Annotated in this window: 10 protein-coding genes; 6 read left to right on the top strand and 4 right to left on the bottom strand. The window is 37.0% G+C overall.

What is annotated here, in order from left to right; all coding sequences use genetic code 11:
* Positions 1 to 24: 24 nt before the first annotated feature.
* Both MF1_RS03375 and mfd read left to right on the top strand, forming a co-directional pair.
* Positions 25 to 315, top strand: coding sequence for an FAD assembly factor SdhE (locus MF1_RS03375; RefSeq protein WP_011179345.1), 291 nt, complete (start codon positions 25 to 27; stop codon positions 313 to 315).
* A gap of 5 nt (positions 316 to 320) precedes the next feature.
* A complete protein-coding gene (gene mfd / locus MF1_RS03370) occupies positions 321 to 3,821 on the top strand; it encodes a transcription-repair coupling factor (protein WP_161510468.1) in 3,501 nt (1,166 codons plus the stop codon).
* Positions 3,822 to 4,703: 882 nt separating this feature from the next.
* Here the strand turns inward: mfd and MF1_RS06845 are convergent.
* Both MF1_RS06845 and MF1_RS06840 read right to left on the bottom strand, forming a co-directional pair.
* Positions 4,704 to 4,901, bottom strand: coding sequence for a hypothetical protein (locus MF1_RS06845; protein WP_244614179.1), 198 nt, complete (start codon positions 4,899 to 4,901; stop codon positions 4,704 to 4,706).
* A gap of 442 nt (positions 4,902 to 5,343) precedes the next feature.
* On the bottom strand, positions 5,344 to 5,649 hold the full coding sequence (locus MF1_RS06840) for a hypothetical protein (RefSeq protein WP_244614178.1): 306 nt from the start codon (positions 5,647 to 5,649) through the stop codon (positions 5,344 to 5,346).
* Positions 5,650 to 6,057: 408 nt separating this feature from the next.
* Between MF1_RS06840 and MF1_RS03360 the strand changes: the two genes are divergently transcribed.
* Entirely contained in the window at positions 6,058 to 6,669 is a 612-nt protein-coding gene (locus tag MF1_RS03360) for an invasion associated locus B family protein (RefSeq protein ID WP_161510467.1), read from the top strand.
* A gap of 91 nt (positions 6,670 to 6,760) precedes the next feature.
* Here MF1_RS03360 and MF1_RS03355 read toward each other — a convergent pair whose 3' ends face one another.
* Entirely contained in the window at positions 6,761 to 9,391 is a 2,631-nt protein-coding gene (locus MF1_RS03355) for an Rne/Rng family ribonuclease (RefSeq protein ID WP_161510466.1), read from the bottom strand.
* 603 nt (positions 9,392 to 9,994) lie between these two features.
* Here MF1_RS03355 and MF1_RS03350 point away from each other — a divergent pair.
* The 3 genes from MF1_RS03350 to prfB all read left to right on the top strand — a co-directional run bounded on the left by MF1_RS03350 (position 9,995) and on the right by prfB (position 15,175).
* Positions 9,995 to 11,224, top strand: a complete 1,230-nt coding sequence (locus tag MF1_RS03350; RefSeq protein ID WP_161510465.1) for an N-acetylmuramoyl-L-alanine amidase — start codon at positions 9,995 to 9,997, stop codon at positions 11,222 to 11,224.
* Positions 11,225 to 11,390: 166 nt separating this feature from the next.
* A complete protein-coding gene (locus tag MF1_RS03345; RefSeq protein ID WP_161510761.1) occupies positions 11,391 to 13,856 on the top strand; it encodes a penicillin-binding protein 1A in 2,466 nt (821 codons plus the stop codon).
* Positions 13,857 to 14,046: 190 nt separating this feature from the next.
* Positions 14,047 to 15,175 (top strand): peptide chain release factor 2 gene (prfB, locus tag MF1_RS03340; RefSeq protein WP_174235334.1). Its coding sequence is split into 2 segments (ribosomal slippage): positions 14,047 to 14,115 and positions 14,117 to 15,175, totalling 1,128 coding nucleotides; the frame shifts between segments, so codons are not numbered across the junction.
* A 154-nt stretch (positions 15,176 to 15,329) separates the two neighbouring features.
* Here the strand turns inward: prfB and MF1_RS03335 are convergent.
* Entirely contained in the window at positions 15,330 to 15,812 is a 483-nt protein-coding gene (locus MF1_RS03335; RefSeq protein WP_011179352.1) for a peroxiredoxin, read from the bottom strand.
* Between the last annotated feature and the right edge of the window lie 124 nt (positions 15,813 to 15,936).

The raw sequence follows: 15,936 nt of genomic DNA, 5'->3' as shown, positions 1-15,936 counted from the left end.
TTCACCTAATTCAAGGAGACTTTTATGACAGTTTTTGTCGTTGACGAAAATCAACTGGACATACGTCGTCGCCGATTGATTTTTCGTGCATGGCATCGAGGTATTCGTGAAATAGATTTAATTTTGGGGCACTATGTAGATGCTCATATTGGTGAAATGAGTAATAAAATGCTTTCTGAACTTGAGTATATTATGTCTTTTGATGATCGCGATTTACTGACCTGGATTACAGGAGAAATTTCACCACCTTCTGAAGTTGATGGCCCGCTCTTTCGTGACATTATAAATTACCATGTTTGTATAAATTTAAATTGATTTCGATGCCTATATTAAAAAAAATTGTCATTCCCAAAAATATTTCTGCTCACATGATTTTTGATGGAGTTACTGATGGGTTTGAAGCCTTTGCACTTGCTAAATTGAGTTCAGAAATTGCACAGGGTAAACCACTTATCTATGTTGTTCGCGATGGAACAAAAATTGCTCATTTACAGCAAGTTTTAAATTTTATTGAGCCCAATTTGCCTGTACTTGAATTTCCTGCATGGGATTGCTTACCCTATGATCGTGTGTCACCTGGAATTGCTGTTACAGCACGTCGACTATCAGCTTTGGCACATATAGCAAATTTGCGTCAAAATCCACGCCCTGCAATTATATTAACAACAGCAAATGCAATTATACAAAAATTACCTCCTCGTGAATTAATTGAAACTCAGATGATTTATGCACGTGTTGGCCAGCGTACTAGCATGGGGCGTTTAATTCAATTTTTAGAATCCAATGGTTTTGAACGTGTTACGGTTGTCCGTGATGTTGGGGAATTTGCTGTGAGAGGGGGAATTCTTGATATTTTTTCTCCCGTTGATGTTGAACCTTTACGGCTTGATTTTTTTGGAAATACCTTGGAAACCATCCGTGTGTTTGATTCAGAAACACAAAGAACAATCAATAAAAAAACTGAATTTTTGTTACACTCGATGAGTGAAGTTGTTCTTACACCTGAGGTTATTAGCCGATTTAAAAGCAATTATATCCGTACATTTGGTGTATCACAAAAAAATAACATGCTTTATGAAGCTCTTTCTCAAGGGCGACGTTTTGCTGGTATGGAACATTGGTTACCATTTTTTTATGAGAAACTTGATAGTTTTTTTGATCATTGTGGTAATTTACCACTTGTTTTTGAATATCTCATAGAAGAAGTGCTCATTGAGCATTATCGCCTTATTGAGGATTATTATAATGCACGTAAAGAGCGTGAAAATGATAAAGAAAATACTACTTCTTATCATCCGATAGAGCCTAACCTTCTCTATTTAACACCAAAGCATGTTTTAGAGATCGCACAACAATCCGGACAACGTGTTGATTTTACGCCTTTTAATGTTCCAAAAACTTTTGGACAAACCGTTATTCATGCGAATGTTAAGCTGGGATATAATTTTGTAAAAGAGCGCAATGCGCAAGAGAAAAATGTTTTCTCAAGTGTTGTTCATCATATTGCTTCATTGCGCGCGATGGGTAAGAAGGTGCTTTTAGCTTGTTGGAGTGAAGGGTCTCTCAATCGTTTGGTGCAGGTTCTTGACGAGCATGGATTGAAAAAAATAGATGTTGCAAAATCTTTGCAAACTGTCAGAGCAACACCTCATGATTGTATATCAGCAGCTGTTGTGATGATAGAACACGGTTTTGAGACTGAAGATTTTGTCGTTATAGCAGAACAGGATATTCTTGGTGATCGATTTATAAGATCACCAAGACGGCGTAAACATAATACAAATTTTATTTCTGAAATTGCTTCTTTAAATTCTGGTGATATTGTTGTACATATCGATCATGGTATTGGGCAATTTGTTGGTCTTAAGACCATTACGGCAACTGGAATTTTACGAGATTGTCTTGAAATTAAGTATGCTGGAGGCGATCGGCTTTTTTTACCTATTGAAAATATCGAACTTCTTTCACGTTATGGTTCAGAGGGAACAGATGTCATTTTAGATAAGTTAGGTGGTGTTGCCTGGCAAGCCCGTAAAACACGACTCAAAAAACATTTATTGGAAATGGCTGGCCAATTGATCCATATAGCTGCAGAGCGTGCCACGCGTTCTGCGCCTGCTTTTGTTCCACCAATTGGACCATTTGATGAGTTCGTTGCATGCTTTCCTTATGAAGAAACGGAAGATCAAAAGGATGCAATCGATGCTGTTTTAGAGGATTTGGCATCAGGAAAACCGATGGATCGTTTAATATGTGGTGATGTTGGTTTTGGAAAAACAGAAGTTGCCATTCGAAGCGCTTTTGTTGCAGCATTAAATGGATATCAGGTTGCTGTTGTTGTGCCAACAACTTTGCTTTCACGACAACATTACAAAACTTTTCTTTCACGTTTTCAGGGATTACCCGTTAAAATTGCTCATGCTTCAAGGCTTGTGAAAACTAAGGAATTTACACAAGTCAAAAAGGGTGTTTCAGATGGCACGATTGATATTGTCGTTGGAACGCATGCATTATTAAGTGGTGCAGTTAATTTTTTACGATTAGGACTTCTTATCATTGATGAAGAGCAGCATTTTGGCGTAAAACACAAAGAGCGTTTAAAAGAGCTTAAAAGTGATATTCATGTTCTCACACTTTCCGCGACCCCCATACCACGAACTTTAGGTTTGGCTTTATCGGGAGTACGTGAGCTTTCATTGATAACGACTCCGCCCATTGATAGAATGGCAGTACGTACTTTTATTGCACCTTTTGATACGCTTGTTATACGGGAGACTCTGCTCCGAGAATATTACCGTGGTGGACAAAGTTTTTATGTTTGCCCTCGTATTTCCGATCTTGCTTTCGTGGAAGAGTATCTCAAAACACATGTTCCCGAACTTAAATTTGTCGTAGCACATGGGCAAATGCCAGCTGGACAACTTGATAACATTATGAATGCATTTTATGATGGACAATATGATGTTCTGCTCTCAACAACCATTATTGAATCAGGTCTTGATATTCCAACAGCCAATACATTAATCGTACATCGTGCTGAGATATTTGGTCTTTCTGCTCTCTACCAGTTACGTGGTAGAGTAGGGCGCTCAAAACAACGTGCTTACGCACTTTTTACATTTCCTTCTGGTAAAGTTTTAACGGCTGCTGCTGATCGTCGTCTTAAAGTTTTGCAATCTCTTAATACTTTGGGAAGCGGTTTTCAATTGGCAAGTCATGATATGGATATTCGCGGTTCAGGAAATTTTTTAGGTGAAGAGCAATCGGGGCATATAAAAGAAGTTGGTTTTGAGCTGTATCAAAAAATGCTTGAAGAGGCTGTTACTGAATTAAAAGATGGCAAGCAAAATGAGGATAAGCAATGGTCTCCCCAAATTTCACTTGGTACAACCGTGATGATACCAGAAAGTTTCGTGCCTGATTTATCATTACGTATGGGGCTTTATCGTCGTTTGACAGAACTTGATGATTTAGAACAAATTGATGAATTTGCTGCTGAATTAATTGATCGCTTTGGTCCTTTACCACTTGAAGTTCAGCACCTTCTTAAAGTTTTTTACATTAAAACATTGTGTCGAAAAGCACATGTAGAAAAATTGGATACTGGACCAAAGGGAATCGTTGTACAGTTTCGTAATAATTATTTTGCAAACAGTGTTGCTCTTGTTCAATGGATTGGAAAACAAGGCTCGATGGCAAAAATTCGACCAAATCAAAGTATTATTTTTATTCGGGATTGGACAACATTGGATGAAAGACTTGCTGGAGTAGTAACGATTATGATACAGCTTGTAGAAATGGCAGAGCAGCGTTCTGTTTAGAAATTTTCTCTTTATTGTTTTAAAGCTATCACTCATTTTTATAAAATTATTCTATAAAAATATTTTATTTGTTGTGCTTTCATAAGAACAAATTTCAAGTTTATAATAAAGATTATTCTTATTTTTTATTCGTGCCACCAAGCTAGAAGACGATATCCGTAAGTGGTGTATAAGTGGGGTGTTAATATATGACCAACGCGCTATCCATTGTTCTGGCAAGTGATAAAGAAGTATATAATAACTTCCATAAATAAGAACTATCCAAAGCACAAACTACTGCAATGAAATCAATATCTGAATGCACGTCGAGTATCGCTTTTATCATCTCATCTATAGCAGGATGAGCGGCTGGAGCAAAATTAAAACTCCCTTTCAAATTTCTAGAAGTGAAGCTCCAGCGATTTATTTGTTCGTTTCCTGGTGATAGAGAATTTTTTAATTTTGGTATAATCAAACATTCCTAAACGGTTTTGATATTAGCTATCATTAACGGTTTTTATTTCGGCATGAAATGCCAAGACGTAACAAAGTACTTTGGAATGTAAGTGCAATCTTTTCTTCTTTAAGTGATCGCGTCATGATTTCAAATTGAAAAAGCAAATCATTGGGGGCGATAGCTCTGTTGTTTCTTTTTGTAAAATCCGCTTCTTGTAAGAGTTCCAAAGCCTTTTGAGTAGGTTAATTGATTCATACCCGAAGCATCCATTTTGGAAATACGCCAATTTCCATCCATGATTTCAGGAAAAACCGGATAAAGATAGGGCGCTAAAAGTACCTTTTCTTCTTTGGTTGCTGGTTTACCAACAGATGAAAGAATAGATCTATCTTAATAACCTTCTGTTTTGGTATAGATAGTTATTGAAAAGATGATGATTAACCCATTCAAAATCGAACAGTATCGATAACACTTTTCTTTACTCTTTGATCTTTAATAAAGCGTGGGAGGCGTATTAAAAACAAATCTGATAAGATCAGCGGGGGATCTTTTGAAAAATTTTCTTTAATAATACGCCATTCGCGAACAGCAGGAAAATTGTAGGAGTTTCGCCAAAAATTTGGATTTGTTTTAAATAAAGACATCAATCATGCTCTTTTTGAAAGATTCAAAACGTGCCGTATCATTTCTAAAATATTCAATTTGAATGATATAAAAATTATTTAATTCTTATTAACAAGAAGATTGTGACCTTAGTAGTGAGGATTACATTTATAGACAGTACATTCACTCCAATCAACATGCTCAATAATATAGGGACCTCTTCCTGGGATTTTATTTAAACCGTTTTTTTCAAAATCATCAACATTAATGCCTGTTTTGGTAATATGTGCATTACTTTTGCCAAAAGAAGTGGAAATTCGCAATCTTTTGAATTTAGAAAGTGTATTTAGTATTATAATTTCCAATTTCTTCGACAGATTTTATACGTTTCATATAGCGATCAAAAGGAGATATTCCTTTATCTTTTAGTAGATTTATTGTGAATAAAAAGTTTTCAACTGTGATAGGCTTTCCATCTGAAAATCACACCTTTGGATTAAGAAAAAAGGTAATTTCAGTGCGCTCATTGTTTAATTCAACTTTTTCTGCCAGAAAACTATAAAGTGTAACATCTCCATAACGAGAGCGTACCATCACTGTTTCATAAACAAGACCAGAAAACTGTTTATCAGCGAAAAGTCCCCTTACAATTGTCCAAAAACTGCGGATTACAAAGGCGTTTAATCCATCAAATGTTCCAACAACACCATAAGTCACTTTACCTTTTCGATTTGCATTGGGAGATGCATAAGGAAAATAATCAAATATCCGATAATTTTGGAGCTCCATGCATTGTAATACCAGTTGCTAGAGCCCCCATGACTTAAAAGAAAAATTATAAATGTAAAGAAAAAGCATAAAATAATGAGAACTGTAGAATAACACAGGGATTTACTTTAAATATTGCAATATTGATTCGTTTATGCAATCTTGTTCTACTGCACTAAGATATTTTATGAATGAATTTCATAAAAAGCCAATGCGATAAAAAGGGGGTACTGCATAAGTGCATAAAGGTTTAACTGCCTGTTTGTAGCTTTCTTTCTCCAAATTTGACTTTTGTCTTTGTATTGAAGTAAGAGGCATAAAAAGAGGTGTTATTTCATTGGTTTAATTTAAGACACTTGATTGAAATTATATTTAATATTCCTCATGTTGGGGTTATTGTAAAAGCGCGTTGAAAGGATTAACTTAATCATGTCGCATAAAAATGTCTATTTTGCCGTTTCAGGATTAGCTGGAGCTGTTGCCCTTTTTCTTACAATCCATGCTCCTGCGAGTGCGCAGACTTTATCTCAAGGTTGGTATAAGGTTTGCAGTAAACAGCATGATGTTGATATTTGTAATACAATGAATACTGTTGTATCAAATACTGGACAACCTTTGACGGCTTTTAATCTTGTTGAAATAAAAGGAAAACAAAATGAAAGACGTATAGGCGTTCAAGTGCCTACAGGTCGTTTTTTGCCAGAAGGTGTTCATATTCAAATTGGAGATAATTTTTCTAAAAAAGTTCCTTATATTATTTGTAATGGACCAAGTTGTATCGCCAATGATGTCTTAGATGATAAGCTCATTGCTGCTATGAAAAGTGGTTCGAAGATGGTTGTAACCACAATTAATTTCCGTGGTTCAGCTAATCCTATTGAATTTTCTCTTAATGGATTTACAGCCGCCTACACAGGTCCTGGTATAGAGGAAAAGGATTTTCAACAAGAACAAATAAAGTTGCAACAAGCCATTCAATCAAAACAAAAAGAGATTGAAGATCGTATGCGGGCTGAGCAAGAAAAAGCAAAACAAAATTAATAAATACATAATGTAGAAGAGTGTATTTGAAGTATTTTTCTATGTTTTTCTATTTAAACCGCCATAAATATTTGTGGCGGTTTTTTTATACTTAATTTTTGGAAAGTGTTCTGCGTTTCCACCAACCAACACGCTTAGCTTTGGAAGCATCATCAGGTATTGATGATATAACAACGGATTGGTTGACTGTCTCTTTAATTTGGGAATGAGTTAGTTCGCCAACTTCTTTTATTGCAGTTTTTTGTTCTGATATTTCTTTTGTTTGCGTTGATTTATCAGGGAGTGATTTTTCGCGTGTTTTTCGTGTTGATTTTTTACCATTTGCAGGAGTTTTTTCTACCACCTCATGAGCAGATTTATCTACTTTCTTTGTTTTCACTTTATGTATCGAGCTGTCTGTAGATTTTTCTTCTAAAGGTTCTGGGGTTATTATACTTTGATCGTTTTCAAGGATTTGCTGATTTTGCAGTGTTTTTGATGAACGCACTTTATGTGTTTTAGGTTTAGCGACTGTATCAACTTTTACAGTTTCATCCTGTTGTATACCTAAGTGTTGTGTATCGCTTTCTACTTCTTCAAATTCAATAGGCTTAGCAATTGGAACACGATGTTTGCGGTGCGCTGCTTTAATTTCTACCAAGGTCTGTTTAGCAAAGTCTCCCACTGGTTCTGCATAAGGAATACAAATCTGATAAGAATTATTTTCCTGATTACCGCGACCGCCGCGACGTCCCCGATGACGTCCCCGACGACGGGAATCATCATTAAGTGTATCGTCTTTTTTATAAACAGTGGAGAGAGAATTGTCATTTCTCTCATCTTGCCGATTTTTACGCCGACGTCGTCTATTTGTTTCAACGGGTGTTTTATCTTCGGTAGATATGCCCTCTGTTACGATTGCATCCTTAATTTCTTTTTTACTGTCATTTTCAAAAACTAATGGAGGCTGCTGAGAAAATGCTGCTGCTATTGTACCTTTAGAAATAATGAGATGTTGCGTTCCAATGTTATCATCTGCTTCAATACTAATATTAAGTTTAAAACGTGCTTCTAAATTAACAAGAATATTTCGCTTGTGGTTTAACACATAAAGTGCCGTTGCTACGGGCGTGCGTACAATAATATTATATTGCGGATTATGAAGAAGATATTCCTCAATTGAGCGCATGACATGTAAAGCAATTGATGATTCAGAGCGTATATTTCCTGTTCCAGCACAATGCGGGCAGGGTTGTGTTGTACTTTCTAAAACCGATATACGAATACGTTGACGACTCATTTCCAGAAGGCCGAAATGTGAAATGTGACCAACTTGAATACGGGCACGATCGTTTTTTAGGCAATCTTTCAACTTTTTTTCAACCATCCTAACATTGCGATCTTCAAGCATATCAATGAAATCAATCACAATCAGACCAGCGAGATCACGCAAGCGTAATTGACGTGCTATTTCTTCTGCGGCTTCAAGATTGGTTTGTAATGCTGTTTTTTCGACAGAATGTTCCTTGGTGGAACGTCCAGAATTTACATCAATAGCAACGAGCGCTTCTGTTTGATTAATAACAAGATAACCACCAGATTTTAAAGAAACTTGTGGGTGCAACATTTTATCAAGTTGAATTTCGATATTATTTTGCACGAAAATAGGGATAAGATCGCGATAAGGTTGCACAACTTTTGCATGACTTGGCATCAGCATCCGCATGAAGTCTTTTGCTTCACGATATCCTTGATCACCAGATACAAGAATTTCATTGATATTCTTATTGTAAAGATCGCGGATAGAACGCTTTATAAGATTGCTTTCTTCATGGACAAGGCATGGTGCAGTTGATTTAAGTGTTAAAGTGCGAACAGTATCCCATAACCGTGTAAGATATTCATAATCGCGTTTGATTTCAGCTTTTGTTCTATTTGCTCCAGCAGTTCTTAGGATAACTCCCATACCCTTTGGAACTGCTAATTCTTTCACAATTTCTTTAAGACGCTTGCGATCTTGTATATTTGTGATTTTTCGTGAAATACCACCACCGCGTGCTGTGTTGGGCATTAAAACAGAATAACGTCCTGCTAGGGATAAATACGTCGTGAGTGCAGCGCCCTTATTGCCACGCTCTTCCTTGATGATTTGCACCAACAAAATTTGACGTCGTTTAATGACCTCTTGAATTTTATACTGACGTCCTTGTCTACGCTGATAAGTGGGGAGTTCTTCACGTACATCTTCTGTACCAACCATTTCGATATAGTCATGAGAAATATCTGAATCAAAAGCTTCTTCTGCATCATCAGTTGTTATTGCATCAGATATAATAGCATTTTCAACATCTGCTGCCATGATTTTGTTTTTCTGATCTTTTTTTGTTTTTCTGGAGCGTTTTTTATTTTTGTTTGTTTCTTCAATGAGAGCATCTGAATGATTTTCTCCGCCAGAAGCTTTTTCTTCTTCTTCAAGAAGAGCGAGGCGATCAGCGATAGGAATTTGATAATAATCGGGATGAATTTCAGAAAATGTCAAAAAACCATGGCGGTTGCCACCATATTCGACAAAAGCCGCTTGGAGAGATGGCTCTACACGGGTAATACGTGCTAGATAAATATTCCCCTTGAGCTGCTTTTTATGTTCTGATTCAAAATCAAGTTCTTCAATTTTGTTTCCGTGAACAACAACAACACGTGTTTCCTCCGGGTGGGAGGCATCTATAAGCATTTTGTTTGACATAATTTAAAATCCTGAAGGCGACATGCGCAATTTTATTCAAATGAACAGTATAACTATTCGCAAACATAAAAGGCTGTCTGCCATAAAAGGGAGGTATCAGCAAAACAGAATGGGGTATCACATGCAGATGCATGATTGTACTTACAGCATTTTTAATCATCATTTCCATCTGTTTTGTATGACTCATATTTCTTAAAAATCTCCGGCAAAACAATCTTTAAAACAGTTCAGATATCCGAACCAACGAATCTTATAACGCAATCCTAGCTTTTATGACATAAAGATTTTTCATCCATAAAAAGCCTAAATGTGTAACATACAACAGCTCTTTTAAAGACAACTTAATATGGACTACAGATAATTTAGATGGCTACTATCTATCAACTAGAAAGCGTAAATGCTCTTTTATGTTGATATCACGCTTTTGGCAAGTAACAATATCAATATATGTCATTATAATATCCTTATTGCCTTAATTTAGTTTGTTAGTGTTTGTGTTTGAAAGATTTAACATTTATTGGAAAATAAAGTGTGCAAATCGTTGTATCACTTTTATTATGACTGAGGCGTGTTATTGTTAATGTAGAGAGAGTATTTTGCTTTATGATAAGAGGGTTTTCTACCAAAAAGACGAAAGCAGCCTATTGGAATGTTATTTTGCACTTCACATACTATTTATTGTTTTTTTTAATATTCCAAACAAATGTTCAAGCTGCAGATGCCCTAAAACTTGTCAATTTGCGGACCATTGGTGATAATGCGCGCACGCGTATTATTGCAGTTTTTAATGCTGAACCAAGTGTTCGTTTACAGATTTTGGATAGGCCTGCACGTTTGGTTATCAATTTACCTATCGTTGATTTTTCACCGAAAAATACACCTTTAAAGAAACAGAATACATTATCAAGTATGCTTTCAGATGTGCGTTACGGTTTCTCTGATATACGGACTTCACGTATTATTTTGACAAGCAAAATTCCGTTTGTTGTTGACAAAAATACAGTACAAAAATTAGATAATGGTTTGTGGCAACTCTTGATTGATATTACCCAAAGCACACAAAAAAAGTTTGATGAGGTATTAAAAAATCAACAAAAAGCTGACCCCAATACAAAAACACAGATAAGTCTTATAAGCAATTTTCGTGTTGTTATTGATCCTGGACATGGTGGAATTGACGGTGGTGCGCGAGGGATTACTGGAATTTTAGAAAAAGATGTAACCCTAGCTTTTGCACGTGCATTGCGAGATGAATTAAAAAAAGATTCTCATACTACCGTTGTGTTAACACGCGATTCTGATATCTTTTTAAAATTAAGCGAAAGAGTTAAGAAGGCACAGGAATTGGGTGCTGATCTTTTCATATCTATTCATGCAGATAGCATTGATATGCATTCTCTTCGCGGTGCGACAGTATATACCATATCAGACAAGGCATCTGATGCAATTGCAAAATCTTTAGCTGAAAGTGAAAATAAGGTTGATCTGCTTGACGGTTTACCCGCAGAAGAATCCCTTGAAGTGACAGATATTTTGCTTGATCTGACTCGACGTGAAACGCATACATTTTCAATTAATTTTGCTAATAGTGTTATCGCAAATTTATCAAAGAGTCATATCAATTTGATAAATAACCCTCATCGATATGCTGATTTTCAAGTTTTAAAAGCTCCAGATGTTCCTTCTATCTTGATAGAGATAGGTTATTTATCAAATAAAGAAGATGAAGAATTATTAAACAATCCTCAATGGAGAAAACAAATGGCTGCTTCTATTGCTCATTCTATTCGTCAATTCGCCGAGTATAGACAGAAAATTATGCAACCTCTTTAAATTGGGGAAGAAATAGAGTATCAATATGAGCTTCTATCTAGTATAAATATTAAAGATGGAAAACAATTTTTTCTTTGTCTCAATCTAGTGGCGGTGACACCCCTGTTGCTGGTGAGGTAATGTGTTTTTCCTTTGACCAATTCTGAAGAAAGCGATAGCCGTTTTGATAATGATTTTTTTTAGATATCTTCTGAGTTTTGTTGTTGCGATTGGGTTTTGGGGAGCAATGATGCAGAGAGTGATGGCAAAGAGCCAGGCGAGCGCGCTTCCTGATTATGAAGTTCTTTCGCTCTATGAGCCCCCTGTGATGAGTCGCGTCCATGCTTCTGATGGTAGCCTTATGGCAGAATTTGCAACAAAACATCGCCTCTATTTACCAATTCAGTCAATACCAAAGCTTCTTAAGGATGCTTTTATTTCGGCCGAAGACAAAAATTTTTATCATCATTTTGGTTTAGATCCCGAAGGGCTTTCTAGAGCCTTGATCAATAATATTCGCAATATTGGTTCTGGAAAGCGTCCAGAAGGAGCGTCAACTATTACACAGCAGGTCGCTAAAAACTTTCTTTTAAGTTCAGACGCAACGTTGAAGCGTAAATTAAAGGAAGCTATCTTGGCGATGCGTATCGAGAAGACTTATTCGAAGGATCATATTCTCGAACTTTATCTCAATGAAATTTATCTTGGTCGCAGCACTTATGGTATTGCAGCAGCATCTTTGACCTATTTCAATAAATCTGTCAATGATCTTACCTTAGAGCAGTGTGCTTATTTGGCTGCTCTTCCGAAAGGGCCGGCAAATTATGACCCATTCAAAAATACACAACGCGCTATTAATCGGCGCAATTGGGTTATAGATCGAATGGTTGCAAATGGATATGTATCGCGTCAACAAGGTGAAAAAGCTAAAGCAAAACCTTTAGGAGCTACAATGCGCGGTAGCGATAGCTATGTTTTTGCTGCTGACTATTTTACTGAAGAAGTGCGGCGCCGTTTAATCCATCGCTATGGAACTCAAACACTTTACGAAGGTGGACTTTCAATTCGCACAACGCTTGATCCACATTTGCAACTTATTGCCCGGCGTGCTTTGCACAATGGATTAATTAAATTCGATCATTCGCAGGGATGGCGCGGAGCTTACGGACATATTGATAAGAAAGATGATTGGGGTATAGAACTTGCAAATATTGCTAGGTTAAGTGATGTTCCTGAATGGCGTTTAGCAGTTGTTCTTTCTGCTAACGGAAATAAAGTAGAAATTGGTTTGCAACCAAAGCGCGAAGTTCCAGGTTTATTATCAACAAAGCGGGAAGTTGCTGTTTTGTCTGAAGCCGATTCAAAATGGGCATTACATATTGTTAAAGAAAATGGCCATCGAAGAACTGTTCAGGATTTATCTCATGTCCTGCAAGTTGGAGATGTCATTTTTGTCGAAAAAACTTCAAACACAGACAATATTTATCGTTTACAACAAATCCCAAAGGTTGAGGGTGCAATTGTTGCTATGGAACCTCATACAGGGCGTGTTCTAGCGATGATGGGAGGATTTTCTTTTGCAGCGTCTGAATTTAATCGTGCAACACAAGCCTATCGTCAGCCTGGTTCTGCTTTCAAACCTTTTGTGTACGCAGCAGCACTCGATAATGGATATACACCAGCATCTGTTATTTTAGATGGTCCCATTGAAATTCGCCAATATAATGGTGAAATTTGGCAGCCTAAAAATTATCGTGGCACCTTTGCCGGACCTTCAACACTGCGTTATGGCATCGAACATTCTCGTAATCTTATGACGGTACGACTTGCCAATGATATGGGGATGCCTATTGTCGCTGAATATGCAGAGCGTTTTGGTGTTGTAGATAAATTGCAACCTTATCTCCCCATGGCTTTAGGAGCTGGCGAAACAACAGTTTTACGGATGGTTACAGCTTATTCAGTTATTGCCAATGGGGGGCGCTCTATTCATCCTTCTCTGATAGACCGAATTCAGGATCGTTATGGAAAAACGATTTACCGTCATGATGATCGTCTCTGTGAAAATTGTAATGCTCAGTCATGGGATAATCAAAGTGAACCCACATTGATTGATGAGCGAGATCAAGTTCTTGATCCTATGACAGCTTATCAAATTACATCAATGATGGAGGGGGTCGTTCAGCGCGGTACAGCGGCACGTTTACGTTTCCTCAATCGGCATATTGCTGCAAAAACAGGAACAACTAATGACTCTAAAGATGCGTGGTTTATGGGATTTACCCCCGATCTTGTTGTTGGTATTTTTATCGGTTACGATAAACCAGCACCGTTAGGATACAATGGAACAGGAAGTTCGCTGGCAGCACCTATTTTTGGTGAATTTATGGCAGCGGCTCTAAAAGAGAAGCCAGATATGCCATTTAAGATGCCAGAAGGTATGATTTTAATGCCGATTAATCGTAAAACAGGTATGCTTGCTGAAGCAGGAGATCGTGATGTCATTCTAGAAGCATTTAAACCAGGAACTGGACCTGCTAATATATACCAGGTAATTGGTAGCACGAATTCTTTTCAGGAAGGTATTCCTTCAGGAACGACTTCTCCACAGGTTAATAAGGCTCTTGAAAGTGGTACAGGTGGATTGTATTAACCGAGAAGAGTCTCCTTTAACTAACTGGTGGACGAAAAGTAATTTTTATCTATTTTTTCGCATTATAACCTACGGTGAATAGGTTATAATGCCATACCATTCGACTTACTTGATCATTGAATTTGTATAAAATGCCAAGAAGCATAAATGAAAAAAAATGTTAAAAAAATAAAAACTACGGTGTTAAATTATGCGAGCAGAGATAGAAACATTAGTTGATGAAATCCAGCAGGCAATCAAGTTGCTAAGGGGGCATCTTTAACTGGGATCAATCATTAAAACGTCTTGAATATCTCAATCAAAAAGCAGAAGAACCATCATTTTGGAATGATGCGCAACAAGCGCAAGATATGATGCGTGAGCGTCAACGTCTTGATGATTCAATCAGTGGTATTCAATCATTTACAAAGACTCTTGAAGAATGCATTGAACTCATCGCGATGGGTGAAGAAGAAAGTGATGTCGAAATTATCAATGATGCAGAAAATTTAATACGTAATCTTAAAAATGAGATAGATAAAAGGCAAATTGATATGCTTCTTTCAAGAGAAGCAGATCCAAATGATACTTATTTAGAGGTTCATGCTGGTGCAGGTGGCACTGAAAGCCAGGATTGGGCTTTAATGCTCTTACGCATGTATATGCGCTGGGCTGAACAGCATAAAATGAAGGTTGAAATCTTAGAAATACACGATGGAGAAGAAGCGGGAATAAAATCAGCTACTATTTTCGTAAAAGGGCATAATGCTTATGGTCTGTTGAAAACAGAATCAGGTGTTCATCGTTTGGTGCGCATTTCACCGTATGATTCCAATGCAAAACGCCATACTTCTTTCGCAAGTATCTGGGTTTATCCGGTTATTGATGATAATATTGAGGTTGATGTTTCTGAATCGGATGTTCGTATTGATACATATCGCTCCTCAGGAGCTGGAGGGCAGCATGTCAATACGACGGATTCTGCAGTTCGCATCACGCATATAAAAACGGGGATTGTTGTCCAATGTCAAACAGAACGTTCTCAACATAAAAATCGAGCAACTGCATGGTCTATGTTACGTGCACGGCTTTATGAACAAGAGCTCAAAAAAAGGGAAGAAAAAACGAATGCTGTTGAATCTTCTAAAACAGAAATAGGATGGGGACACCAAATTAGATCTTATGTTCTTCAGCCCTATCAGCTTGTCAAAGATTTGCGCACAGGCGTTGAAAATACTGATCCACAATCGGTACTGAATGGCAACTTGGATACGTTTATAGAGGCAGCACTTGCCCAACGCATTTACGGAAAAGATCAAGAAATTGAAGATATTGATTGATCATAACAATATTTCTCAAGCTGTGCAGGCTTATTTCTTGGTCCGTTAATTTTATTCCGTTAGGCACAGATTTATCCCTTAGCAAAAAAGCTAATTTGGTAGGATAATTTTTGCATTTTATAGACACATTGCTCCATTCCATTAAGTTTATGAGTTATGAGCTATTACGATAAAAAGTGTAGCAGCAAGCTAAAACATTTTCGGCGTGTCCAGATACGCTAACTTTGCGCCATTCTTCCAATATTGTTCCAGTTGAATCAATCAAAAAAGTGCTTCGTTCAACCCCCATATATTTGCGCCCATACATGCTTTTTTCAACCCAAACACCATAAGCCTGAAGTGTCGTTTTTTCTTCATCGGAAACAAGGATAATATCGATTCCGTGCTTTGTTTTGAATTTATTATGTTTATCGATATTGTCTGGAGATATCCCAATAATAACAACTCCGATTTCATCAAATTTTCTCTTTAGTCGCGTAAAATCAATTGCTTCACTTGTGCACCCACTGGTGTCATCCTTCGGGTAAAAATATAAAACAATAGGCTTTCCTTGAAGATCAGAAAGACATAAACGGCCCCCACCATCGCGTGGCAAATCAAAATCAGGAGCGGAAGTGCCTTTCATCTGTCTTGTCATTGTTGTGCCTTTCTTTTTTGCGTCAGCATTGCGTATGAGAATACATATAATCATTGAGCACAAGAATAAAGCATAGAAATAATGCTTCAACTCTCTAAGGGATAATTATTTCGAAGAATTTTTA

It is taken from the genome of Bartonella quintana, from assembly GCF_009936175.1.
GTDB classification, from domain to species: domain Bacteria; phylum Pseudomonadota; class Alphaproteobacteria; order Rhizobiales; family Rhizobiaceae; genus Bartonella; species Bartonella quintana.
This window is presented reverse-complemented; position numbering and strand designations above follow the sequence as displayed.